Annotated in this window: 26 protein-coding genes; 3 read left to right on the top strand and 23 right to left on the bottom strand. The window is 63.8% G+C overall.

Annotation, left to right across the window (positions count from 1 at the left end):
• Positions 1-113: 113 nt before the first annotated feature.
• On the top strand, positions 114-1,280 hold the full coding sequence (locus QTI66_RS19370; RefSeq protein WP_286561454.1) for an SEL1-like repeat protein: 1,167 nt from the start codon (positions 114-116) through the stop codon (positions 1,278-1,280).
• A gap of 31 nt (positions 1,281-1,311) precedes the next feature.
• Here QTI66_RS19370 and QTI66_RS19365 read toward each other — a convergent pair whose 3' ends face one another.
• The 23 genes from QTI66_RS19365 to QTI66_RS19255 all read right to left on the bottom strand — a co-directional run bounded on the left by QTI66_RS19365 (position 1,312) and on the right by QTI66_RS19255 (position 22,077).
• On the bottom strand, positions 1,312-2,661 hold the full coding sequence (locus tag QTI66_RS19365; protein ID WP_286561453.1) for a DUF273 domain-containing protein: 1,350 nt from the start codon (positions 2,659-2,661) through the stop codon (positions 1,312-1,314).
• A 59-nt stretch (positions 2,662-2,720) separates the two neighbouring features.
• On the bottom strand, positions 2,721-3,794 hold the full coding sequence (gene nagZ, locus QTI66_RS19360; protein WP_286561452.1) for a beta-N-acetylhexosaminidase: 1,074 nt from the start codon (positions 3,792-3,794) through the stop codon (positions 2,721-2,723).
• On the bottom strand, positions 3,791-4,186 hold the full coding sequence (gene acpS, locus QTI66_RS19355) for a holo-ACP synthase (protein WP_286561451.1): 396 nt from the start codon (positions 4,184-4,186) through the stop codon (positions 3,791-3,793). Before acpS ends, nagZ begins: the two co-directional genes overlap by 4 nt.
• Positions 4,183-4,974 (bottom strand): pyridoxine 5'-phosphate synthase, encoded by a 792-nt coding sequence (locus QTI66_RS19350; RefSeq protein WP_286561450.1) that lies wholly within the window; start codon positions 4,972-4,974, stop codon positions 4,183-4,185. The genes acpS and QTI66_RS19350 overlap by 4 nt, the downstream gene beginning before the upstream one ends.
• Positions 4,971-5,741 (bottom strand): DNA repair protein RecO, encoded by a 771-nt coding sequence (gene recO, locus QTI66_RS19345; protein ID WP_286561449.1) that lies wholly within the window; start codon positions 5,739-5,741, stop codon positions 4,971-4,973. The genes QTI66_RS19350 and recO overlap by 4 nt, the downstream gene beginning before the upstream one ends.
• A gap of 25 nt (positions 5,742-5,766) precedes the next feature.
• Complete coding sequence (gene era / locus QTI66_RS19340; protein ID WP_286561521.1) at positions 5,767-6,729, bottom strand: GTPase Era; 963 nt, start codon at positions 6,727-6,729, stop codon at positions 5,767-5,769.
• A 44-nt stretch (positions 6,730-6,773) separates the two neighbouring features.
• The gene (rnc, locus tag QTI66_RS19335; RefSeq protein WP_286561448.1) at positions 6,774-7,469 is read right to left on the bottom strand and encodes a ribonuclease III; all 696 of its coding nucleotides are present in this window, start codon (positions 7,467-7,469) and stop codon (positions 6,774-6,776) included.
• 23 nt (positions 7,470-7,492) lie between these two features.
• Positions 7,493-7,855, bottom strand: coding sequence for a DUF4845 domain-containing protein (locus tag QTI66_RS19330; protein WP_286561447.1), 363 nt, complete (start codon positions 7,853-7,855; stop codon positions 7,493-7,495).
• 31 nt (positions 7,856-7,886) lie between these two features.
• Entirely contained in the window at positions 7,887-8,858 is a 972-nt protein-coding gene (gene lepB / locus QTI66_RS19325; RefSeq protein WP_286561446.1) for a signal peptidase I, read from the bottom strand.
• Positions 8,859-8,863: 5 nt separating this feature from the next.
• Positions 8,864-10,675, bottom strand: a complete 1,812-nt coding sequence (gene lepA, locus QTI66_RS19320; RefSeq protein WP_286561445.1) for a translation elongation factor 4 — start codon at positions 10,673-10,675, stop codon at positions 8,864-8,866.
• Positions 10,676-11,197: 522 nt separating this feature from the next.
• Positions 11,198-12,673 carry a DegQ family serine endoprotease gene (locus QTI66_RS19315; protein WP_286561444.1) on the bottom strand — a complete coding sequence of 492 codons (1,476 nt, stop codon included), beginning with the start codon at positions 12,671-12,673 and terminating at the stop codon, positions 11,198-11,200.
• 72 nt (positions 12,674-12,745) lie between these two features.
• Positions 12,746-13,810 carry a MucB/RseB C-terminal domain-containing protein gene (locus QTI66_RS19310; protein ID WP_286561443.1) on the bottom strand — a complete coding sequence of 355 codons (1,065 nt, stop codon included), beginning with the start codon at positions 13,808-13,810 and terminating at the stop codon, positions 12,746-12,748.
• A gap of 19 nt (positions 13,811-13,829) precedes the next feature.
• Positions 13,830-14,426, bottom strand: coding sequence for a sigma-E factor negative regulatory protein (locus QTI66_RS19305; protein WP_286561442.1), 597 nt, complete (start codon positions 14,424-14,426; stop codon positions 13,830-13,832).
• A 13-nt stretch (positions 14,427-14,439) separates the two neighbouring features.
• Positions 14,440-15,099: an RNA polymerase sigma factor RpoE gene (gene rpoE, locus QTI66_RS19300; RefSeq protein ID WP_286561441.1), complete on the bottom strand. Its 660-nt coding sequence runs from the start codon at positions 15,097-15,099 to the stop codon at positions 14,440-14,442.
• Entirely contained in the window at positions 15,096-15,596 is a 501-nt protein-coding gene (locus tag QTI66_RS19295; protein ID WP_286561440.1) for a hypothetical protein, read from the bottom strand. Before QTI66_RS19295 ends, rpoE begins: the two co-directional genes overlap by 4 nt.
• Before the next feature lie 13 nt (positions 15,597-15,609).
• Positions 15,610-16,854 (bottom strand): beta-ketoacyl-ACP synthase II, encoded by a 1,245-nt coding sequence (fabF, locus tag QTI66_RS19290; protein ID WP_286561439.1) that lies wholly within the window; start codon positions 16,852-16,854, stop codon positions 15,610-15,612.
• Between the two features lie 89 nt (positions 16,855-16,943).
• On the bottom strand, positions 16,944-17,183 hold the full coding sequence (gene acpP / locus QTI66_RS19285; protein ID WP_007830471.1) for an acyl carrier protein: 240 nt from the start codon (positions 17,181-17,183) through the stop codon (positions 16,944-16,946).
• A 102-nt stretch (positions 17,184-17,285) separates the two neighbouring features.
• Positions 17,286-18,029, bottom strand: a complete 744-nt coding sequence (gene fabG, locus QTI66_RS19280) for a 3-oxoacyl-ACP reductase FabG (RefSeq protein WP_286561438.1) — start codon at positions 18,027-18,029, stop codon at positions 17,286-17,288.
• Positions 18,030-18,033: 4 nt separating this feature from the next.
• Entirely contained in the window at positions 18,034-18,984 is a 951-nt protein-coding gene (gene fabD, locus QTI66_RS19275) for an ACP S-malonyltransferase (RefSeq protein ID WP_286561437.1), read from the bottom strand.
• 58 nt (positions 18,985-19,042) lie between these two features.
• Positions 19,043-20,020 carry a beta-ketoacyl-ACP synthase III gene (locus tag QTI66_RS19270; RefSeq protein WP_286561436.1) on the bottom strand — a complete coding sequence of 326 codons (978 nt, stop codon included), beginning with the start codon at positions 20,018-20,020 and terminating at the stop codon, positions 19,043-19,045.
• The gene (plsX, locus tag QTI66_RS19265; RefSeq protein WP_286561435.1) at positions 20,020-21,111 is read right to left on the bottom strand and encodes a phosphate acyltransferase PlsX; all 1,092 of its coding nucleotides are present in this window, start codon (positions 21,109-21,111) and stop codon (positions 20,020-20,022) included. Before plsX ends, QTI66_RS19270 begins: the two co-directional genes overlap by 1 nt.
• 61 nt (positions 21,112-21,172) lie before the next feature.
• Positions 21,173-21,355 carry a 50S ribosomal protein L32 gene (rpmF, locus tag QTI66_RS19260; protein ID WP_094479674.1) on the bottom strand — a complete coding sequence of 61 codons (183 nt, stop codon included), beginning with the start codon at positions 21,353-21,355 and terminating at the stop codon, positions 21,173-21,175.
• A gap of 173 nt (positions 21,356-21,528) precedes the next feature.
• A complete protein-coding gene (locus QTI66_RS19255) occupies positions 21,529-22,077 on the bottom strand; it encodes a YceD family protein (RefSeq protein WP_286561434.1) in 549 nt (182 codons plus the stop codon).
• A 46-nt stretch (positions 22,078-22,123) separates the two neighbouring features.
• On the opposite strand from QTI66_RS19255, the gene QTI66_RS19250 reads away from it, so the two are divergent.
• On the top strand, positions 22,124-22,708 hold the full coding sequence (locus QTI66_RS19250; RefSeq protein WP_286561433.1) for a Maf family protein: 585 nt from the start codon (positions 22,124-22,126) through the stop codon (positions 22,706-22,708).
• Positions 22,705-23,466 carry an SAM-dependent methyltransferase gene (locus QTI66_RS19245; RefSeq protein WP_286561432.1) on the top strand — a complete coding sequence of 254 codons (762 nt, stop codon included), beginning with the start codon at positions 22,705-22,707 and terminating at the stop codon, positions 23,464-23,466. Before QTI66_RS19250 ends, QTI66_RS19245 begins: the two co-directional genes overlap by 4 nt.
• The last annotated feature ends 2 nt before the right edge of the window (positions 23,467-23,468 follow it).

Below are 23,468 nucleotides of genomic sequence, written 5' to 3'. Positions count from 1 at the left end.
CCACCCCCCGCATGGAGGACGTCAACTCCGCAAGAGTCGATTAAATTCAACCCGTTCCTGCATCGAACCTGCTATCGCTCGCCCAGCGTTTTTCCGCCCGCCAGGAGACCGCCATGTGGAAAGCCACCTTGCTTTGCTTGCTGCTCTGGACCGCCTTGTCCGCGCAGTCCGAAATCGTCTTCGTGAAGAAATCGGAACTGTGGGCCTTCGAGCTCAACCAGCAGCTCAGCAAGAACATCGATGACATCAACAGGCACGCCGAGGACCATGTGCGGTACATGCGCTGGCGCGAGGAACAAGGCCGTTCACTCAGGCAGCAGATCCAGGCGTGCGGAAACTGTGCCGACCGCGACCGTCTGGTCGCTGCGTTGAACGACCTCGAAGCCAGCAACCGCAGACATGACCAACTCCTGTGCGGCACGATCGAAGCCCAGAAAAGCTTCAGCCCGGCCATGGCTCCCATCGAGAAGCTGATGGGCCTCGAATCGTTCTGCGCCAAGGTGATCGCCGACCGCGACGCAGCACAGGAACGCCAGGAAGCCGAGCAGATCATTGCGCGCATGAAAGCGGGTGACGCAAACGCCTACGGCGAATGGGGCATGAAGCTGATGTACGGCAAGACGGGCCTGCCCACCGAAGTGGGGCGCAACGACGCCTGCCCATTGTTCTACCAGGGCGCCAGGCAAGGCGATGTCGTGTCGACGCGGGAATTGGCGCGCCATTGTCTCGGCAGCTCGACCAGCGCCATGGATCGGCGCATGGGTCTGGAACTGCTGCAGGCCTGCGCCGCGCGAGGGGAGCCGGAGTGCCTCTACCAGCTTGGCGCGCTCTATTCTCCGTCGTACGACGCGCAGTCCCGTCCGCCACCGCTCGTGGCCAATCCGGACGAAGCATTGCGCCTGCTCGATCAGGCGGCCTCGAAGGGCCATGCCGACAGCGCCAAGTACGCGGCAAGGCTGCGCAGCCAGATGGAGCGCGCCGCGGCCGGCCTGCCCCCGTTGCCAGATACCAGCGGCAAGAGCAAGCCCTTCGTGGTCACCGAAGGCGTCTACACGGTCAAGGCGCCCAACGGAGCTCACCGCGGCACCTGCACGGTTCGCGCGCTGGGCAACGATCGCTATGAACTGGCCTGGAACTCCGGCCGCCTGGCGACAGGCACGGTGCGCGGAAGCGGCCTGTACCTGGACAACGCGCCGGGCGGAGCCCCCTACACAATCCTCAATTCGAGCCGCGTGTCGCTGCTCAGCTCGCCGCAGGAATCGCTGACGCTGACGCGATAGGCCTTTTGCGCTTTACCGCAACTGACGGTTTTCAGCCGGCGCGCAGCGACGCCAAGTCCTGGTCGGCCATGTAGACCGACCGATACGGCTCACCCAGCCCGAGGAAGTGCATGAGCAGCGTGCCGGGCGTGCGCAGGTAGTGCGGCGTGTTGACGGAGACGAAATCCAGCACGTTGTCCACGCCATCGAGCCCTTGCTCGCGCAGCAGCGCATTGACGAAATACTGGTCGCCCATGCTGGCGTACACGCTGGACTTGTCGGGCACCTCGTGGATGCGCCGGTTCAACTCTTCGAGCAAGGCCGCATTAGAAGGCGTGTTGCGAAACGCCATGAGCCCGGAGTTGACCGGCCAGTTGCCGATGTCCTTGGCAAACAGAAGGTCGCGGCCGGACAGCAGTTCGTCGAAGCGTTGCGCGGGGTTGACGAAAAGCATGTCGGCGTCGATCCAGATCACCCAATCGTGCTGCGCCAGGTGCTGCTGGAGAACCCAGGCCTTGGCCCAGTTGCCCTTGACCTGCGGGCCGAGCGCTTCCGGCACGGACCGGTAGACGTGGAATGCGTACCCGTGACGGTCGCAGTAGCGCTTGACGTTGTGCTCCGCCACGCGCGCATAGGTGGCGACGTGCCCGGTGTAGAGTGTGACGAAGGCAATCCGCGATGCCGCGTTGTAGCTGGACAGCGCATCGCCGGAAAGCGGCGGATAGGCGGGCGGCTGCAGGATACGCTCGCCATGCATCAGTCCCCGATTGACCTGCCGGACCAGCAGGTTCTTGAGCGTGAGGTCATGCAGGATGTCGACCGCTTCCACGCCGCCCCGCCCCACCACCGGCAAGGGCGCGAGGTTGACGACGAAGATGCGCGCGTCTTGCCAGTTCGTGGTGCGCCAGCTGATGTGCACATAGGTGTCGGCCACCATTGCGTTGCAGGGCAGCGCGCCGGCTTCGCGCAGGCGCGACGACGCGTCCAGTTCGTCGGCCTCCAGCGCAATCACGCGACTGGCATCGGCCACGAGGTCATGCAGCATGCGCCGGTTGGCATCCGTGTTGCGAAGAACGAGCATGCCGGTCATGACGCGCTGGGCAAAGTTGCCCACCACGGGCCCTTCGACCGCCAGCACTTCGCCGGCCTGCAGCATGGCATCGACCGGCACGGGCCAGAACACCACGCAGTCGGCATCGAGGCACAGCAGCCAGTCGCCTTCCGGCAAGGCGCGCAGGTGGCGAAGCATCCGGCTGTATTTCCACGCGTCGCGCAGTGCTGGATGAAAGATGCCGTCGCTCTCCACGCTTTGATGCGGATAGCCGTGGACACGACAGTAGTGCGCGTGGTTGCGCAGCACGTCTTCGTCCATGCGATGGAAAACACTCAGGCACAACGGCATGGCTTCCCTTCAGCAGTTCGATGCGCGCGCCTTTTGCGTCAAAGGCGCGCGGTGCGCACTCAGGATGCGGTCAGCGTTCGCACCGCGTCATGGTAGCGGCGAGAGTCGATCAATGCGTCCCACGACGGCGCGGGCGTGTCGGGCATCAGGGCGCGGCGGCGGCGCTCGCTGGCGGGGTCTGGCGTCCACCGCCCATCGCGGGCAGCGGCGCCGAAACCTTCGAGCAGTTCGTCGAGCGGGCGGCCTTCGCCGATGCTCTGGTTGCACAGCATGGGCAGGTCGCATCCGGCCTTCAGGGCCGCCAGTGCGGCATCGGCGTAGCTGAGCAACTGCCCGTCGATGTAGCGACCGGCCTCCATGCTCAGGTCGTCGCTGAATATGGCCCCGTCAAAGCCCAGCCGTGTACGCAGGATCTCACGCAGCCACCGGTCGGAAAAGCCGGCCGGCCGCGCATCGACTTTGGAATAGATCACATGGGCCGGCATGACGGCCGCGAGCGTTCCGGTCAGCCATTCGAAAGGCCGCGCATCGTCGGCGAGGATGGCGTTCAGGCTGCGCTTGTCGATAGGAATGGTCACGTGCGAGTCGGCCTTGACGAAGCCGTGGCCGGGAAAGTGCTTGCCGCAATTGGCCATGCCGCCCTGCAGCATGCCGTGCATCACGCTCTTGGCCAGCAATGCGACCACGCGCGGATCGCGATGAAAACTCCGGTCGCCGATCACGCTGCTTCCGCCATGGTCGAGGTCCAGCACCGGCGCGAAACTGAAGTCCACGCCGCAGGCGCGCAACTCGCTGGCCAGCACGAAGCCGGCATTCGTCGCCACTTGCGTGGCGCGCATCGGATCACGCATCCAGAGTTGGCCGAGCGATCCCATCGAGGGCAAGCGGGTGATGCCGTCAGTGCGAAAGCGTTGCACCCGGCCGCCCTCGTGGTCCACACAGATCAGCAGGTCCGGACGCAGCGACTTGATCTCGCGGTTGAGCGCCGTCATCTGCGCGCGGTCTTGCCAATTGCGCGCAAAGTGAATGACGCCGCCGACGTGCGGGTCGGCCAGGCGCCGGCGGTCCGCCGGGGTGAGTTCGGTGCCCGCAACGTCGATGACGAGCGGGGCGTGCACGATGTCTTGCTTCATTCTTTTCGTTCGACCACGACGAAGCTCGCGGCGTAGTCGCTTTCGTCGGTCACGGTGACATGGGCGCTGAGGCCCTCGGCCTCGAACCAGTCCTTCAGGCGGCCATGCAGCACGATCACCGGCTTTCCGCTTTTCTCATTGGCAATCTCGCACAGGCGCCAGCTCATCGGCGTGATCATGCCCGTGCCGATCGCCTTGCTGAAGGCTTCCTTGGCGGAAAAGCGGGTGGCGAGGTAGCGGGTGCCGCGCTTGGGCCAACGCGCGCTGCGCGCCTTCCACACGGCGAACTCGGCATCGCTCAACACCTTGCTCGCGAAGCGCTCGCCCTGCCGCTCCAGCGTGGCCGCAATGCGGCGGATGTCGCAGATGTCGGTGCCGATGCCGTAGATCACTGCGCCTCGCTGATGCAGCGCAGGTAGTCGCGCGTCGTGGCGGCGTAGCCCAGCTCCAGCGCGTCGGCAACGAAGGCGTGGCCGATGGACACCTCGCGCACGATGCGCGTGGCCCGCAGGAATTCGGTGAGGTTGTCGCGGTTGAGGTCGTGGCCGGCGTTGACCTCCAGCCCGGCGGCCTGTGCGGCCAAAGCGGACTCGACATAGAGCTGCAGCACGGCGTCCGCCTTCGAGGTGCCGCGAGACGCTGCGTAGCCCTCGGTGTAGAGCTCCACGCGGTTGGCGCCCACGGCCTTGGCAGCGGCCATCATGCTGGGGTCCGGGTCCATGAACAGGCTCACGCGGACGCCGAGCGACTTGGCTTCGGCGATGACCGGGCGCAGCCGCTCGGCGTCTTCAGGAAAGGTCCAGCCGTGGTCGCTGGTGAACTGGCCCTCGGAATCGGGCACGAAGGTCGCTTGGTGCGGACGCAACTCGCGCAGGAAATCCATGAGGTTGTGGAACGGGTTGCCTTCGATGTTGAATTCGGCCCGCGGCCAGTCCTTGGCCAGGAGCGCCGACAGGTCGTGCACGTCCTGCCCGCGGATGTGGCGCTCATCAGGCCGTGGATGCACGGTGATGCCGCGGGCGCCCGCGTCCAGGCACACGGCCGCCGCGAACAGCACGCTGGGTATGCCCAGATGACGCGTGTTGCGCACCAGCGCCACTTTGTTGAGGTTGACGGACAGGGCGGTGCCGTGGCCCGCTGGCGATCCGGAGGAAGGGGTGGTCGAGGGTGACGTGCTCATAGGGCTTGCAGATCTCGCATCATCTGCCGCGTGCGCAGGGTGGATACGCCGCAATGGTAGTTGAGCAGAACCCGCAGTTGGTTGCGCAAGGCGCTGTTTCCGCCGGGATTCATGGTGGCGATGCTGCGCAGCGTGGTTGTGAACGGCGCCCGGTCGTCCAGCGCCGCTTGCAGCGCCAGCCACTCGTGGCCCGCCAGTGAAGTCTCGTCGTCGGCCGCCTCGCGCAGTCCCGCCTCCGGCACCAGCGCGTAGGCGGCGTCAGGCTGCAGCGGCGCCAGTGTCGACGTCTGGGCGTCGAGGCTGGGCAGCAGGCCGATCTCGCGCAGCAGGATCAGCTCGAAAGCCCGCAGCGCACCGGTCTGGGCGGCGCTCTGCGCGCTGGCGTGGTCGGTGGCCAGCACCTCCACGGCGCCGGCGTAGGCGTCGAACAGCGCCTGATGCGGGTCGTCGCGCGCCAGCAGGCGCATGAGCAGTTCGTTGAGGTAGTAGCCCGAAAGCAGCGCGTCACCCGTGGGCATCACGTGGCCGCCCATCCATTCGGCGCCCTTCAGCGTTCGGATCTCGGCGTCGCCGCCGTAGTTGAGCTGCAAGGGCTGCAGCGGCAGCAGCACGGGCCTGAAGTTGGAACTGGGCCGCTTGGCGCCCTTGGCGACCAGCGCAATGCGCCCGTGGTGCCGCGTGAAGGTCTCCAGGATCAGGCTGGATTCGCTCCAGTCGTAGCGATGCAATACGTAGGCTGGCTCGTGGGAAACGCGATGAGTGGCCACATCAAAGCCCGCTGGGGCCGCATCCTTACTCGTATCCGAAAGACTTGACGCGTGCCTCGTCGTCCGCCCAGCCCGAGCGGACCTTGACCCACAGCTCGATGAACACCTTGGCGTCCATGAGCTTTTCGAGTTCGACGCGGGTTTCCATGCCGATGCGCTTGATGCGCTCGCCCTTGTCGCCGATGACCATGGCCTTGTGGCCGTCGCGCTCGACCACGATGGTGGCGGCGATTTTCACCAGGCGCTTGTGGCCCTTCTTCTTCGGCGCTTCTTCCTCGAACCTGTCGATGATGACGGTCGAGGTGTAGGGCAGTTCGTCGCCGGTCAGGCGAAAGAGTTTTTCGCGCACTGTTTCGCTGGCGAGGAACTTCTCGCTGCGGTCGGTGAGTTCGTCTTCGGCGTACCACCAGTCCTGCTCGGGCAGGTACTTCTCGCAGATGCCGAGCAGGCGCTCGATGTCCTTGGCGTTCTTGGCCGACATGGGCACGAACTCGGTGAACGCGTGCTCCTTGTTCATGGTCGCCAGCCAGGGTGCGATGTCGCCGCGGCGATGCACGTTGTCCAGCTTGTTGGCGATGAGCAGCGTCGGAATGTCCTTGCCCAGCAGGCCCAGCACCTTGGCATCGGCCGGCGTGAAGCTGCCCGCCTCCACCACGAACAGGATCAGGTCGACGTCGGCCACCGCGCCGAGCACGGTCTTGTTCAGCGAACGATTGAGCGCATTGGCATGGCGTGTCTGGAAACCGGGCGTGTCGACGAAGACGAACTGCGTTCCGGTGCCATCCGGCTGCGCGACGGTGCGCATGCCGGTGATGCGGTGGCGCGTGGTCTGCGCCTTGCGCGAGGTGATGCTGATCTTCTGGCCGACCAGTGCGTTGAGCAGTGTCGACTTGCCGACGTTGGGCTTGCCGACGATCGCGACGAGGCCGCAGCGGCGGCCGGGCACGGGTTCTCCGGACGCGGAAGCCCCGGGGCGCGCGCCGGGCATGGGGGGCATCTCCGGAATGGGATGCGTGGTGTCGGCGTCGTTGTTCATTTCTTTCCCTGATTTCGCGCTTTGAGCCGGATCAGCATGGCTGCGGCCGCAGCCTGCTCACCAGCCCGTCGCGATCCCCCAATGCCGCGCTCGCTCAGCCCGAATTCGGCCACTTCGCATTCGACATTGAAAGTCTGTTTGTGCGCGGCGCCGAGGGTGGCCGCCACGCGGTAGATCGGCAGCTTCATTTTGTGACCCTGAAGCCATTCCTGCAATTCGGTCTTCGGGTCTTTTGCGACCGCTTCCATGCGCGGATTGATCTCGACCGACTCGAAAAGTCGGTGCACCAAAGCCTCGGCGGCCGCATAACCGGCGTCCAGATACACGGCGCCGATGACGGCCTCCAGCGCATCCGCCAGGATCGACGGGCGGTTGGGGCCACCCGAACGGGCCTCCCCTTCACCCAGGCGCAACAGCGGCGACAGTTGCAGCTTCAGCGCCAGCTGATGCAAGGTGTCCTGCTTGACCAGGTTGGCCCGCACGCGCGACAGGTCGCCTTCGGGCATTTCCGAGAGACGCCGGTACAACAGATGCGACACGGCCAAGTTCAGCACCGAGTCGCCCAGGAATTCCAGGCGCTCGTTGTGGTCGGCCGCGAAGCTGCGGTGCGTCAGCGCGCGCTGTAGAAGGTGCGCATCCGCGAAGCTGTGTTGAAGACGCGCTTGCAGCGCAGCAGTTCCGCTTTCAGACACAGCCCGATTCCCACGCTGATCGCTCAGCGCGACTGACCCTGGTATTTCAGCAGCAGGTAGGCCGGGCCAAAGAGGTGGATCTGGCGTTCGTACGCGTACGAGACGACAACCTTGTCGCCGACCTTCTGCACGTCGAGGTCCTTGCCGCTTACCGAATGGAAATCGTCGATGGCCTGTGCCCGATCGAAGATGGCTCGCACTTCAGGCACCGTGCTGCCCTCCTTGGCCTTGTTGGCGGCCTTGTCGATCGCCTGGTATTCGATCAGCGTCGGAATGACCTGCGCGACGACAACGCCGACGCAAGCCAGAACCACCGCCACGAACAACAAACCGATGAACGAAATGCCACGCTGCCTCGATGCAAAAGTCGACCGATTTACCCTCATGTGCCTGCTGCCCCTCGTCTTTTGATAACGCTTATTGGAACGGACCGATCCGTTTGAAATTGCCGAAGTTCATCCAGATGAAAAACGCCTTGCCGACGATGTTCTGATCTGGAACGAACCCCCAATAGCGTGAGTCCAGCGAGTTGTCGCGGTTGTCACCCATCATGAAGTAGTGACCCGCGGGCACCTTGCAGACCACGCCTTCAACACTGTAACGGCAATTGTCACGATTTGGGAACGACATGATCTCGACCTCGGACAAACCAGCACGGCGCGTGTCGTCATTAAGAAGTTTGTGTTCCTTGGTGCCCAGGGTTTCGTCGTACTGCTTGAGGTAGCGCATCGTCTCCTCGTCGAAGTAGTCGGGCACGGCCGTCTTGTTGACGGGCTTGCCGTTGACGGTGAGCTTCTTGTTGAGGTACGCCACCTCGTCGCCCGGCACGCCGACCACACGCTTGATGTAGTCCATGCTGGGCTTGGGCGGATAGCGGAACACCATCACGTCACCGGCCGCAGGCGGCGTGCCGTCCGTGAGCTTGGTGTTGATGACCGGCAGGCGCAGGCCGTAGGTGAACTTGTTGACCAGGATCAGGTCGCCCGTGAGCAGCGTCGGCATCATCGAGCCCGAGGGAATCTTGAAGGGCTCGAAGAGGAAGGAGCGCAACAGGAACACGGCCAGGATCACGGGGAAAAGGCCTGCGGTCCAGTCGAGCCACCACGGCTGCATGAGCAGGCGCTCGCGCGCTTTGGTGTCCACGCGGTCCACTTGCGTGATGCCCTGCTTTGCGAGTTCTTCCTTGCGCTGCGCCAAAGACGAGTCGAGCGACTCGGCCGCACGCCGACGACGCGGCAGGAAATAGAAGCGCTCTGCCAGCCAGTAGACACCGGTCACGACCGTGGCCAGGAACAGCAGGAGGGAGAAGTTGCCTTCAACGGCACCGAAGTACCAGGCGCCGATGTAGCCGGCAAAAGCCGCGAGGATGATGGAGGTGAGAAAGGGCATTCTTCTTAGTCTTCGACTTGCAAGATGGCGAGGAAGGCTTCTTGCGGCACCTCGACGGAGCCGATCTGCTTCATTCGCTTCTTGCCGGCCTTCTGCTTTTCGAGCAGCTTCTTCTTGCGGGTGATGTCACCGCCGTAACACTTGGCAAGAACGTTCTTGCGAAGTGCCTTGATTGTCTCACGCGCAATGATGTTGACCCCGATGGCCGCCTGGATGGCAACGTCGAACATTTGTCTCGAAATGATCTCGCGCATCTTGGACACGACGGCGCGTCCGCGGAACTGCGACTGGGTGCGGTGCACGATGATCGAGAGCGCGTCGACCTTCTCTCCGTTGAGCAGGATGTCGACCTTGACGACGTCGGACGCGCGGTATTCCTTGAACTCGTAGTCCATCGACGCGTATCCGCGACTCACCGACTTCAGCTTGTCGAAGAAGTCGAGCACGATTTCGCCGAGCGGCATTTCGTAGGTCAGCATGACCTGGCGGCCGTGATAGGCCATGTTCATCTGCACGCCGCGCTTCTGGTTGGCGAGCGTCATCACGGCGCCCACGTATTCCTGCGGCATGTACAGGTGCACCGTGACGATGGGCTCGCGGATCTCGGCCATGCGGCCGACGTCGGGCATCTTCGACGGGTTTTCCACCATCATCACTTCGCCGTCGCTCTTGACGACCTGGTACACCACACTCGGCGCGGTGGTGATGAGGTCCTGGTCGAATTCGCGCTCCAGGCGCTCCTGCACGATCTCCATGTGCAGCAGGCCGAGGAAGCCGCAGCGAAAGCCGAAGCCCAGCGCCTGGCTCACTTCGGGCTCATAGTGCAGCGAGGCGTCGTTGAGCTTGAGCTTTTCGAGCGCGTCGCGCAGCGCGTCGTACTCGCTGGCTTCCGTCGGGTACAGGCCCGCGAACACCTGCGGCTGGATTTCCTTGAAGCCCGGCAGCGCTTCGGTTGCGGTGAACGCAGCGCCACCGCTGCCGCCCTTGATGAGCGTGACCGTGTCGCCAACCTTGGCAGCCTGCAGCTCCTTGATGCCCGCGATGATGTAGCCGACCTCGCCCGCTTCGAGCGAATCGCGCGGCTCGTTGTTCGGCGTGAAGACACCGAGGTTGTCGGCGTTGTAAGTCGCGCCCGTCGCCATCATCTTGATGCGCTCGCCCTTCGCGAGTCGGCCATCGACCACGCGCACGAGCATCACGACACCGACGTACGAGTCGAACCAGCTGTCGATGATCATCGCGCGCAACGCGGCATCAGGATTGCCCTTGGGCGGCGGCACCTTCGCGACCACGGCTTCGAGAATTTCGTCGATGCCCATGCCGGTCTTTGCCGAGCATGGAATCGCATCACTCGCATCGATGCCGATCACGTCTTCGATCTCGGCCTTCGCGTTGTCGGGGTCTGCTTGCGGCAGGTCCATCTTGTTGAGCACGGGCACCACTTCAACACCGAGGTCGAGTGCGGTGTAGCAGTTGGCAACTGTCTGTGCTTCAACACCTTGCGATGCATCGACAACAAGCAATGCGCCTTCGCATGCAGAGAGCGAGCGACTCACTTCATAAGAGAAGTCAACGTGTCCCGGTGTGTCGATCAGATTGAGGTTGTAGACCTTGCCATCGAGTGCCTTGTAGTGCAGCGCAGCGGTCTGTGCCTTGATGGTTATCCCACGCTCTTTCTCGATGTCCATCGAGTCGAGAACCTGCGCTTCCATCTCGCGGTCTGCAAGGCCACCACAGCGCTGGATCAAGCGATCAGCAAGCGTCGACTTGCCGTGGTCGATGTGCGCAATGATCGAAAAATTTCTGATGTGATTCATCAACGGGAACGCTTAAGTACTTGAATTGGCTCGCGCACACGAGTGTCGTGGGCAAGAAAAAAGGGCGCGTCCTCTAGAGACGCGCCCTGAACCAACAAGCAATGGCAACTGCAGTAGTTGGAACTTCATTGTAGGCAAAAAGGGGGGCGCGTACAGCCGCAAGGACGGTCCGAAAGGCTCGTTGCAGGTCAGCAACATGATCTTATCAACAGCTTATCAACAATTTGTGGGGAGCGTTTTCTGGACAACTTGTGGGCGATCTGTGGAGCGCCGGTGGACTGTCACACGCCATCTCGCATCGTGAACAAGCTTGTCCGCTTTATGCGCAGGACCTGCGGGGCAACCCCCGTATTCTACTGAAAAGTGTCATTAGCCACCTTTTAAGTTAGTAGTTGCCCACAAACTTGGGCCAAAGTTGTGAGGGAATATTTTTTTGAAGGTAGACGCCAAGCGTCGGAATTTCATCAAAAAAGTGGCCCCAAACCCGACTGCGGGGTGGGGCCACTTGACGGGAATCCGATCTCAGCGTGTGGGTCGGATCAACGCATACTGGGCCCAATCCGCACGCCGGAACAACACGCTGATGGGCTTGGACTTGTCGGCCTTGGCGACCGCGCTGTCGAATTCCTTCAGGTTCGCGATCTCGATGTTGCCGACGGCGAGGATCACGTCGCCCTCGCGCAAGCCGGCCCGTGCGGCGGCGTCTGCGGCGGAATCCACCTTCACGCCGCCCTTCAGCTTGAGCTCGCGCCGCTGCGCTTCGCTCAGGTCGCTCACAGCCAGGCCGAGGGACTTCGCTGCGGCGGATGACGAGGGCTTGGCCGACGGCTCTTCGCGCTCGGCCACCTTCGTGGGCTTGTCGGGCTCGATCTCCGCGATGGTCACGTTGAGGTCGCGCGAGTTGCCGCGGCGGAACACCGTCACCGTGCTCTTCGTGCCGGGCTTGGTGTTGCCCACCAGGCGCGGCAGGTCGCTGGGCTTTTCAATCGACTTGCCGTCGAACTTGGTGATGATGTCGCCGGCCTCGATGCCGGCCTTCTCGCCAGGCGATCCGGCCTCGACGCTTCGCACCAATGCGCCCTGCGCCTTGCCCAGGCCAATGGATTCGGCAACGTCCTTCGTGACCTGGTCGATCTGCACGCCGATGCGCCCGCGCGAAACGCGGCCGGTGGTGCGAAGCTGTTCGCTCACGCGAATGGCCTCGTCGATCGGGATCGAGAAGGAGATGCCCATGAAGCCACCCGAGCGCGAGTAGATCTGGCTGTTGATGCCGACGACTTCGCCGCGCATGTTGATGAGCGGGCCGCCCGAGTTGCCGGGGTTGATGGCCACGTCGGTCTGAATGAAGGGCAGGTAGTCGCCCGTGTCGCGCCCCTTGGCGCTCACGATGCCGGCCGTCACGGTGTTCTCGAGCCCGAAGGGCGAGCCGATGGCCATGACCCACTCGCCCACGCGCAGCTTGGAGATGTCGCCGACCTTCACCGCCGGCAAGCCGGTGGCGTCGATCTTGACCACGGCCACGTCGGTGCGCTTGTCGGCGCCGACGATCTTGGCCTTGAATTCCCGCTTGTCAGTGAGCGTGACCAGCACTTCCGAGGCGTCTTCGACCACGTGCGCATTGGTCATCACATAGCCGTCGCCGGTGAGGATGAAGCCCGAGCCCACGCCGCGCGGGCGCTCTTCTTCCTGCGGCTGCTGCGGACGGTTGGGACGCGGACCCTGGCGCGGTACGCCGGGCATCGGCTGGCCGAAGAAGCGCCGGAAGAATTCCTGCATCTCCTCGTCCATCTCGGGGTTGCCGCGTTGGGAAACCTTTTCGATGGTCCGGATGTTGACGACGGAAGGTCCGACCTGGTCAACGAGATCGGTGAAGTCGGGCAACGCGCGCGTTTGCGCCGACACCGGCGTCACGGGCGCGAAGCCCAGGGTCGCGGTCAGTCCGAGCATGACCGCCATGAGGCAGGAACGAAGCGTTTTCCCTTCGGCTTTGAACATCATTGAAATAACTTTCATTGGAAAAAGCGGAAACAGGACGGGCAAGTAGAACGCCATTCGGCGGATTGGTTCTGTTCAGCGTGCAACGCGTGCAATATTTTGCGCGAACGCCTCAAGCGTCTGGGGGGGCACTTCGCCAACCACAGTCAGCCACCACTCGCCGGAGTTGTCAGCCAAGCGCTTGGTGAGGGTGTTGGTGGCGCCCATCGCCAGCAACGCTTCCTTCTGGCCACGCTGAGCATCGTAGGGCTCGACAAAGAGCGACACGGTCGCGAGGCCATCCGAAAAGGTCCATTGCAGGGTGCGCTGCGGAGCGGTGGGCGCGCCCATCGCACGGCGGTAGCAGCTGATCGGCTTGAAACCCGGCACCGCGTTCTTGAGGGTCCAGCCTTCGGCAGCCGCCGTCGTGCGCTCGACATCCGGCTTTTCCATGCGGAAGCCCATGGTGCTGCCCATCATCTGCGAGAGGGCCTGCACCTTCACTGGTGCGTCCAGTTGGAGCTCCGAGAAAGCCGACTGTTCGACGACGCGCCCTTCGCTGTCGATCGTCTGCAGCTTGGTGAGCAGGCCTGTTTGTTTTTCCGTCCAGATGCGGTAGCCAAAGCGCATCGCATCGCGCGGCATGAGTTGAACGACGTCGGTGTCGAAGCCCGCCACGCGTCCCTTGCCGACGACACGCGCGGTGTAGTAGTCCGCGATGGACGAGTCCGGCATGCCCAGCAGATTGGGAAAGAGCTCGAGATTCTCTCGCTTCTCGCTCTTGACGACGCGCTGGTCGGGGAGGAAGGTCAAGACTTGGTCGTTGCGACGAAAGGTAGAGCGCGGCGGACCCGACAGGGCTTCCACACGCTCGATCTGCAGATCGCCCTCGCACGCATGCCAGATGCGTGCGCTCGACAGGCTGCCCGCCGCCACGGAGACGACAAAGGTACCGATGTAGGAATGCTGCCGCGACGCCGTGTGCATGCGTTGCAGCCATTCGACCACGCTTCGCGAAGCCGATTCATCCGATGAGGGAGCTGCGAGCGGCTTGACGGGATTTCCCGTCGCCGGCGTCTGGGCACTCGCGAGATGCGCCATGCAAAGTGCCGCCATTGCCGGCACAAGAGCATGCACGGGATTTCGCGTCCAGTTCTTCATGCGTCGTCGTTCTCCGCGCTCAGCGCGCCGGGCCTTCGAAAGTGGCGTTGCGCAGGAAGCCCGAAGGCATCTGCGATCCACCGCCTGCTTGCTGGTGTGCCTCCAGAAGCGCGTCAAGGCGCGGGTCGCGCAGCATGAGCTGGGGCTGTTCGCCGGCCACCACGACGCGTGTTGCCGTGGTGTTGCCAGGTGCTGTTGCGATCACGGCGCCGACAGGCGCCTGCCCTGCCCCGCTGACCAGGTTCCAGCCAATGGCGGCGACGGCCGCCAGCGATGCCGCGCCTGCGACCAGCTTCCACCGGAAGACCGGTTCATTCGCCGCTTCAGCGCGGCCACGGATGGGCTGCACCACGGCCGGCGCGATCGCTTTGCTGGGGGGCGTGACCGCCTCGGCCGCCAGGCGCTTCTGAAAACCGGCCACGAAAGCCACCGAATCGCGGCAGGTCTCATGACTTCCCGAACGCAGCACGTCGCCCACCAGATGGTAGGTACGCCACGTGCTGAGCAACTCGTCGCGCGTGCAAATATCGTCGACCACCCGGGCGAACTCGTCGCCCTGAAGATCGCCATCCACCAATGCAGAAACCCGCTCGCGCAAATTGTCTGTGTCGTTCATTTCATTCACCTGCTTACCATCGCTTGCCGGACTGGTTGTCCAGGAGCGGTTTGACCCGGGCCGAAATGGCCTCACGCGCCCGGAAAATACGCGAGCGCACCGTGCCGATCGGGCAATTCATGACCTCGGCAATCTCTTCGTAGCTCAACCCTTCGATCTCGCGCAGCGTGACCGCCTGCCGCAGTTCCGCGGGCAACGCGTCCATCGCCGCATTCACTGCCGCTGCGATTTCTTTCGCGGCCAGGACTGAATCGGGGGTTTCGTCGCTCGTTGGTTCGTTTCCCGGCCGGTAAGTTTCATCTTCGTCATCGCTTGATCGAAGAGCGGCTTCGGACACGGTGGGATCGCGCTTCATGTCGACCAGTGCCTTCTTGGCCGTATTGACCGCGATGCGGTAGAGCCAGGTGTAGAACTGCGCCTCGCCGCGGAACTGGTGGAGCGCCCGGTAGGCGCGGATGAAGGTCTCCTGCGCAATGTCTTCGACCAGGTCGACGTCGCGCACCATGCGCCCGATGAGGCGCTCGATACGGCGCTGGTACTTGATGACCAGCAGTTCGTAGGCCTTCTGGTCGCCGGCGACGGTGCGCTGGACGAGCAGGAAATCGGCGTCGCCGGGCTTGGGCGCCGTGGCGTCCGCAGGCAAGGGCGGCACAGGAGGCGAGGTTTCGCTCATGGTACCGACGCCGAGTCCATGCGGCCCGCGGAGTTGGTGGCCTCGATGCCCTGACCGGTCTCCGACATCGACACCTGCGCGTGCAGCGCCCTGCGAACGTCCAGCCAGCGCTGCGGCATGGCGGCGCGTTCAAGCCACACCCAGACTGAATTCCGGTCGGGCTCGGCAAGGCGCACCAGCATGAGAGACTGGAAATCGAGGTGAACGGTCGCGCGGGCGGCTCGCAGCGATGCGCCAGCCTCGGCTGACCAGTGCTGGCCATCCCAATGAAGGCTGAGGCCCTCGCCAAGACGCACAGAACGCCAGGCGCCCCATGCAGCCATCATCAGCGCACCGAGCAGCGCCGCCGGCTTACACCAAGCGTCAGCGGTCATCGCTGATTGACCCCAGCACCACGCGCAAACGCCGCACGCGCCCAGAAGCCACAGCCCCAGCACGAGGCGGATCGCATTGCGCGAACGCCCCACCGGATAGGTCACCGATGGGGCGTTGTGCATGGAAAGAGCGGAATCAAGCGCGCTTGAACACCAGCGTGCCGTTGGTGCCCCCGAACCCGAAGTTGTTCTTGACCGCGACATCGATCTTGAGATCGCGCGCCTCGTTGGCGCAGTAGTCGAGATCGCACTCCGGATCCTGGTTGAAGATGTTGATGGTCGGCGGGCTCTTCTGGTGATGAAGCGCCAGCACGGTGAACACCGACTCGATGCCACCGGCACCGCCCAGCAAGTGGCCGGTCATCGACTTGGTCGAGTTGACAACCATCTTTTTGGCCTGGTCACCGAACGCCAGCTTGATGGCGTTGGTCTCGTTCAGGTCGCCCAGCGGCGTGGACGTGCCGTGCGCGTTGACGTAGTTCACCTGATCGGCGTTGACGCCGGCGTTGGCCAGCGCGCTCGCCATGGAGCGGCGCGGGCCGTCCACGTCGGGTGCCGTCATGTGGTACGCGTCGCCCGACATGCCGAAGCCTGCGACCTCGGCGTAGATCTTGGCGCCGCGGGCCTTGGCGTGCTCGTACTCCTCGAGCACCATCACGCCGCCGCCCTCGCCCAGCACGAAGCCGTCGCGGTCCTTATCCCAGGGGCGCGAAGCCGTCTTGGGATCGTCGTTGCGGGTGCTCAATGCACGGGCCGCCGCGAAGCCGCCGATGCCAAGCGGCGAGACGGTCGACTCGGCGCCGCCGGCGATCATGACGTCTGCATCACCGTATTCGATCATGCGTGCCGAGACGCCAATGGCGTGGAGACCCGTGGTGCAGGCCGTGACGACCGCGATGTTCGGTCCCTTGAAACCGAACTTGATCGACACGTGGCCCGAGATCATGTTGATGATCGACGCGGGCACGAAGAATGGCGACACGCGACGCGGACCGCGGTTGACGAGTTCCGTGTGCGTCTGCTCGATCATCGGCAAACCGCCGATGCCCGAGCCGATGTTGCAGCCGATGCGCACTGCCTGCTCCGGCGCGAGTGCGTCGCCAGTGGGCAAGCCACTGTCCTGCACCGCCTGGATGGCAGCGGCCAGCCCGAGATGGATGAAGCGGTCCATGTGACGCGCTTCCTTCTCGGGAATGTATTGGGTGATGTCGAAGCCCTTGACCTCGCCCGCGAAATGGCAGGCGAAGGCACTGGCGTCGAAACTCTGGATGGTGTCGATGCCCGACTTACCGGCCAACAGGTTGGCCCAGGCTTCCGTGACGGAATTTCCGACAGGAGCCAGGCAACCGAGCCCAGTCACAACGACGCGGCGTTTGGTCATGCCGGCAAACCTTTCTGGGAGAACTGCATTCCGCTGTGCGGCGCGCTGGCTTCAATTCGCCGCGTGCCGAACGGATTCAGCGCGGCCGATCAGGCCTTTTGATTCTTGGTGGCGTAGTCGACGGCGTTTTGCACCGTGGTGATCTTTTCGGCGTCTTCGTCCGGGATCTCGATGCCGAATTCGTCTTCGAGCGCCATCACCAGTTCGACCGTGTCGAGCGAGTCCGCGCCGAGGTCAGCCACGAAAGCCTTTTCGTTGGTGACTTGGGACTCTTCCACGCCGAGCTGCTCGGCGATGATTTTCTTGACACGTGCTTCGATATCGCTCATTTGGTTCCCTCTGAGGGTTGTAAGTAATCGGTGGATTTTAGCCGGCCGGGCGTGATGTTTTGCCCAGTCAGCCGCTTGGAAAAGGTGAAGGCTGCTTGCCGCCTACATGTACATGCCGCCATTGACGTGCAATTCCTGCCCCGTCACATAGGCCGCGTGAGGCGACGCCAGGTAGGCAACCGCGTGCGCAATGTCGGCCGGCTTGCCGAGGTGACCCAGCGGAATCTGCGACAACAGGGCCTGTTGCTGCGCCTCGGGCAGCGACGCGGTCATGTCGGTTTCGATGAATCCGGGTGCCACGCAGTTGACGGTGATGTTGCGGCTGCCCAATTCTCGTGCCAAGGCGCGCGTCATGCCCGCCACGCCGGCTTTTGCCGCTGCGTAGTTGGCCTGCCCCGGATTGCCGGAAGCACCCACGACGCTCGTGATGCTGATGATGCGGCCGTAGCGCTGCTTCATCATCGGGCGAATGACCGCACGCGAGAGACGGAATACGGCCTTCAGATTGGTGTCGATGACGGCGTCCCAGTCTTCGTCCTTCAGGCGCATGGCGAGCGTGTCGCGCGTGATGCCGGCGTTGTTCACCAGCACGTGCAGGGCGCCGAATTCCTTGACGATGGCGTCGATGAAAGCATCGGTGGCGCCCAAGTCGTTGACGTCCAGCGCACGCCCTTGGCCGCCATAGGGCGCCAACGCGGCAGTGATCTTTGCGGCGCCTTCAGCCGTCGTGCCGGTGCCGATCACCTTCAGGCCGTGGTGCGCGAGTTCGTGCGCAATCGCCGCGCCGATGCCGCGCGTGGCGCCAGTGACGAGGGCAACCTGACCTTCGAATGGGAGCGTGTTCATTGTTTCAGGCAAGCAGTGTTCGGGCTTCGGCAAGCGAGGCAGGATCAAAGACGCTGGTCGATGCCATATCGGGCGCGATGCGCTTGGCCATGCCGGCCAGAACCTTGCCCGGACCACATTCAATCACAGCTTCAACGCCGCGGGCCTTCAGTGCCTGCACTGTTTCGACCCAACGCACCGGACCGGCGGCCTGGCGCACCAGCGCATCGCGAATGCGATCCGCATCGGTTTCGACGCTCACGTCGATGTTGTTGACGACAGGGATTTGCGGCGCAGCGAAGGCGACGTCTGCCAGCTTGCCACGAAGGGCTTCGGCGGCCGGCTTCATCAGGCTGGAATGGAATGGCGCCGACACCGGCAGCGGGAGCGCCCGCTTCGCGCCGTTGGCCTTCAGCACTTCGCAGGCCTTGTCGACGGCGGCCTTGCTGCCGGCAATGACCGTCTGCAGGGGATCGTTGAAATTGACTGCTTCCACGACTTCCGCAGAGCCTGCGCCAAACGTGGCCGTGGCCTCTGCGCATCCAGCGATGACTTTGGACGCCTCCATGCCGAGGATGGCAGCCATGGCGCCCGTCCCGACCGGGACCGCCTGCTGCATGGCTTGCGCGCGAAAACGAACCAGAGGCGCAGCCTGTGTCAAGGTGAGCACGCCGGAAGCAACCAGCGCGGAGTATTCGCCCAGCGAATGTCCCGCGACGACGGAGGGCTTGGCGCCACCTTCAGCCAACCACGCGCGCCATGCGGCCACGCCCGCGACCAGCATCACTGGCTGCGTGTTGGTGGTGAGGGCCAGGCTTTCCTTGGGGCCTTCCTTGATGAGCTTGGCCACGTCTTCGCCCAAGGCATCCGATGCCTCGGCAAGCGCTTCAAGCACAGCAGGATGGTCACCCCAGGCGTCGAGCATGCCGACAGCCTGCGAACCCTGACCGGGAAAAACGAACGCAAACGATTTCATTGATCTTGTCTCCAGCAACGTGCGGCGCCGGTCTCGCGGGCGCCGCGCGCTACCTGCATTACATATTCAACAGGACGGCGCCCCAGGTAAAGCCGCCGCCAACACCTTCGAGCATGACGGTGTCGTTCTTCTTGACCTTGCCGCTGCGCACTGCGTCATCGAGTGCGAGCGGAATGGACGCCGCCGAGGTGTTGCCGTGCTCGTGCACCGTCACGATCAGCTTCTCGCGCGGCAGCTTGAGCTTTTTGGCCGTGCCTTCCATGATGCGGATGTTGGCTTGGTGCGGAATGAGCCAGTCAATGTCTGTATCGGCTTTGCCGGCCTTGGCCAGCGTGGCCCGCGCGGCTTCTTCGAGGACGCGCACCGCCAGCTTGAACACCGCTTGACCATCCATGTGCAGCAGTGGCGTACCGAGCACCTGGCCGCCCGACACCTGGCCGGGGACACACAGGATGCCGACGTGCTTGCCATCGGCGTGCAGATCGCTCGCCAGGATGCCCGGCGTTTCGCTCGCCTCGAGCACCACCGCGCCGGCGCCGTCTCCGAAAAGAACGCAGGTCGTGCGATCGTTGAAATCAAGGATTCGGGAAAAGACTTCGGCACCGACGACCAGCGCGCACTTTGCCGTGCCGGTGCGAATCATGGCGTCCGCCACCGTCAGTGCGTAGACGAAGCCACTGCAAACGGCTTGCACGTCGAACGCCGGACACCCGGCGATGCCCAGCTTGTTTTGCAGGATCGCTGCAGAGGACGGAAACACCATGTCAGGCGTCGACGTCGCGACGATGATGAGGTCCACGTCGCTGGCCGTGCGGCCTGCGGCCTCCAGCGCATGACGCGCCGCCTCGAAACCCAAGTCGCTGCTGGTGACTTCGGGCGCCGCGAAGTGACGCGCGCGAATACCCGTGCGCTCCACGATCCATTGGTCGGAGGTTTCGATGCCGCGCCCTGCAAGTTCGCGGGCGAGGTCGTCGTTGGTAACCCGGCGCGGCGGCAGGTAACTGCCGGTCCCGGTAATGCGTGAATAGGAGGACATCAAACTTGAAGCGCTGCCTTTTCGGCCGGCGCCGCGGATTCTTTGCGCGCAAGAAGCGGTGCAGCGTGCGCGATGCGGGCCCGAACTCGGTCGAGCAAATTGTTGCGAGCGGCATCATAAGCGCGATCCAGCGCATAGCCGAACGCGACGTCGTCAGCCGAACCGTGGCTCTTGAACACCAGCCCGCGCAAACCGAGCAGCGCAGCGCCGTTGTAGCGGCGGTGATCCAAGCGGTTTTTGAAGGATTTGAGAACAGGATAGGCCGCGATGGCAGCAAGTTTCGTGAAAATGCTGCGCGAAAACTCGAACCGAATGAATTCCCCGATCATCGAGGCAACGCCTTCGCTGGCCTTGAGTGCCACGTTGCCCACGAAACCGTCGCACACGACGATGTCGGTCGTTCCCTTGAAAATGTCGTTGCCCTCGACATTCCCGTAGAAATTCAGGTCTTGCGAATTGGCAGCCGTTCGAAGCAGTACGGAGGCCTTTTTGATCGTTTCGCTGCCCTTGATCGCTTCTTCACCAATATTGAGCAAACCGACGGATGGCGATTCATTGCCGGTAAGCGCCGAAACCAGCGCAGAGCCCAGTACGGCAAATTGAAGCAGATCCTCGGCGTCGCAATCGACGTTGGCACCCAGGTCGAGCACGGTGGTGGCCGCGCCCTTGACGTTGGGCAGTTGGGGCGCAATGGCCGGCCGGTCGATGCCGTCCAGCGTCTTGAGCAAATACCGGGCAATCGCCATCAGCGCGCCCGTGTTGCCAGCAGACACCGCCGCCTGTGCGGCGCCATCCTTGACCTGCTGGATGGCCACGCGCATCGACGAATCCTTCTTCTTGCGAAGAGCAATTTCGATGGGGTCATCCATGCCGACGACCTCACTGGCCGGCACGACGCGGGCACGCGGATGCGAGAAGCCCTCCAGCGCCGCGGGCGCGCCGACGAGCAGCAAAGAAGCCTGCGGGTGGCGCTCGAGAAAGGCGCGGCAAGCCGGCAGCGTGATGCCGGGGCCATGGTCGCCACCCATGCAATCAACGGCCAGCGTGATTGCAGACGAGGGGGCGGAATTGAATGCGGAAGTCGTAGCCATCAAAACAAAGGCCCGACGCTACGGCAAAAGTAGCTTCGGGCCTTGGCGTGAAAAACGGCGATCAGGCTTCAGACTTGGTCTTGAGCACCTTGCGGCCGCGATAGAAGCCGGTGGGGCTGATGTGGTGACGCAGATGCGTTTCGCCGGTGGTGGGCTCGACGGCGATGCCGGGCACATCCAGCGCGTTGTGCGAACGATGCATACCGCGCTTGGACGGCGACTTCTTGTTTTGTTGAACGGCCATGCTGGCTCCTGAAATTCGGTTAGGTTGGAGGGCGGGCGTGCGGCAAAGGATTGCCTGTCAATTCCCTTCTCGCCAATGCCCGAACAATTCAGTTGTTCGAACTCAAGGCAAAGCGGCATGGCACGCGCGAAGCCCACGATTATAGCGCAACTGTCGCCAAGCACGCCAGCCCCCTACTCCGCCTTGCCGTCGCGCAGTTTGGCCAGCGCGGCGAAGGGATTGGGGCGCTCTTTCTCGGCCTGGTCGAAGTCGGGGTCGACTGCCGACAGCGGAACCTCCTCCGGGCACTCATCGTGGCGGGGCGTCACTGGAATTTCCATGAGCAGTTCGTCCTCGATCAGGGCATGCAGGTCGAAATCCCTGCTGACCACCAGAACGTCTTCGTCTGACTCCTCGTCCTGCGCCGCGGCGGTGTCTTCGTCCGGCGCAAAACGGAACCACCGGTCGACGTACAGGGGTGTCTGAACCGGCAGCAGGCAGCGCTGGCAAACCAGCGGGACCGAGGTTTCAGCTTCCAGATGGAGCCACGGCTGCGCGCCGCCAGCGGAGTCTTTGCGCTGCTCGCCGACCGCCGTCCATTGCACGCGCGCATCACCATCGGGCTCGACCGCCTCGGCGGCCAGTCGCGGGAAGTGACCCAGCACATCTTCAGCCGACAAGCTTGCCCCGGCCTCGGCAAACCCGGCGACGTCCAGCCGTGCGGGTGCGAATTCTCTCTTCATCCGCTCAGTCTAATCCGCTTGCGCTGTCATCCCACACAATCGGCACATGCAAAAAAGGACTGTGATTCTGGCGTCGACCTCCCGGTACCGGCGCGAACTGCTTTCTCGCCTGCGTTTTCCCTTCGAGGTGCAATCGCCCGGTGTCGATGAAACAGCACTGGAGGGTGAAACGCCCCAAGCGCTGGCCGAGCGGCTGGCGCTCGCCAAGGCCGAGGCCGTGGCGCGCGAATTTCCCGACGCCGTGGTGATCGGCTCGGACCAGGTCGCCGATTTGCGGGGCGAAGCGCTCGGCAAGCCGGGCAACCATGAGCGCGCCACTGCGCAGCTGCGCCACATGAGTGGCCAGACGCTCATTTTCCAGACCGCCGTCGCCGTCGTCTGCCACGCCACAGGCTTTCAGCAGCGCGATCTGGCACCGGTGCGCGTCGTGTTTCGCAATTTGAGCGATGCGGCCATCGAGACTTACCTTCAGGCCGAGCAGCCCTACGACTGCGCCGGAAGCGCCAAGAGCGAGGGCATGGGCATCGCGCTGCTGGAAGCCATCGACAGCGACGACCCCACGGCATTGGTCGGCCTTCCCTTGATTCGCACGTGCAACATGTTGCGGGCGGCCGGTGTGGAGTTGCTGTGAGCGCTCACGGCAAGCTGTACCTGGTGCCCGCTCCGCTCGATTTTGGGTGCGACGCGCAGACCCCCGTGGACGAGACGGTGCCGCTGGGCACGCTTCGGGCGGCCGCAGCCCTGACGCACTGGATCTGCGAGAACGCCAAGTCAGCGCGCGCCTATCTCAAGCGCATCGAGGCGCTGGTGCCATTGGCGGCGCCGCTGCAAGCCCAGCAGTTTCAGGAATTGCCACGAGAGGTCCACAAGAAAGGCGATCACGCAGGGCAATTCGATGCGCGGCCGCTCCTGGCGCCCGCCCTTGAAGGGCACGATGTCGGGCTCTTGAGCGAGGCGGGCATGCCGGCCGTGGCCGATCCCGGCTCCTCCGTGGTGAAGGCAGCGCACGAACTGGGATTGACCGTCGTCCCGCTGAGCGGCCCCGTTTCCCTTCTGCTGGCGCTCGCGGCAAGCGGTCTCAATGGCCAGAACTTCGCATTCGTGGGCTATCTGCCGCAAGACGCGCAGGACCGCACGCGGCGCATCCGCGAACTGGAGGCACTGGCGCTGCGCACGGGACAAACGCAGCTGTTCATCGAGACGCCGTATCGCAACGCCGCCATCTTTCAGGCCCTGATGCAAAACTTGCAGCACAACACGCGCATGTCCGTGGCGCGGGGGATCACGCTGCCCGATGCGAGCGTGCGTTGCCTGACCGTCAAGGCGTGGCGCAGCCAGCCCACGCCGGCGCACGACCGCTTGCCCGCCGTCTTCGCGATCGGGCGCTGACC

It is taken from the genome of Variovorax brevis, from assembly GCF_030317105.1.
Lineage (GTDB): Bacteria > Pseudomonadota > Gammaproteobacteria > Burkholderiales > Burkholderiaceae_C > Variovorax > Variovorax brevis.
This window is presented reverse-complemented; position numbering and strand designations above follow the sequence as displayed.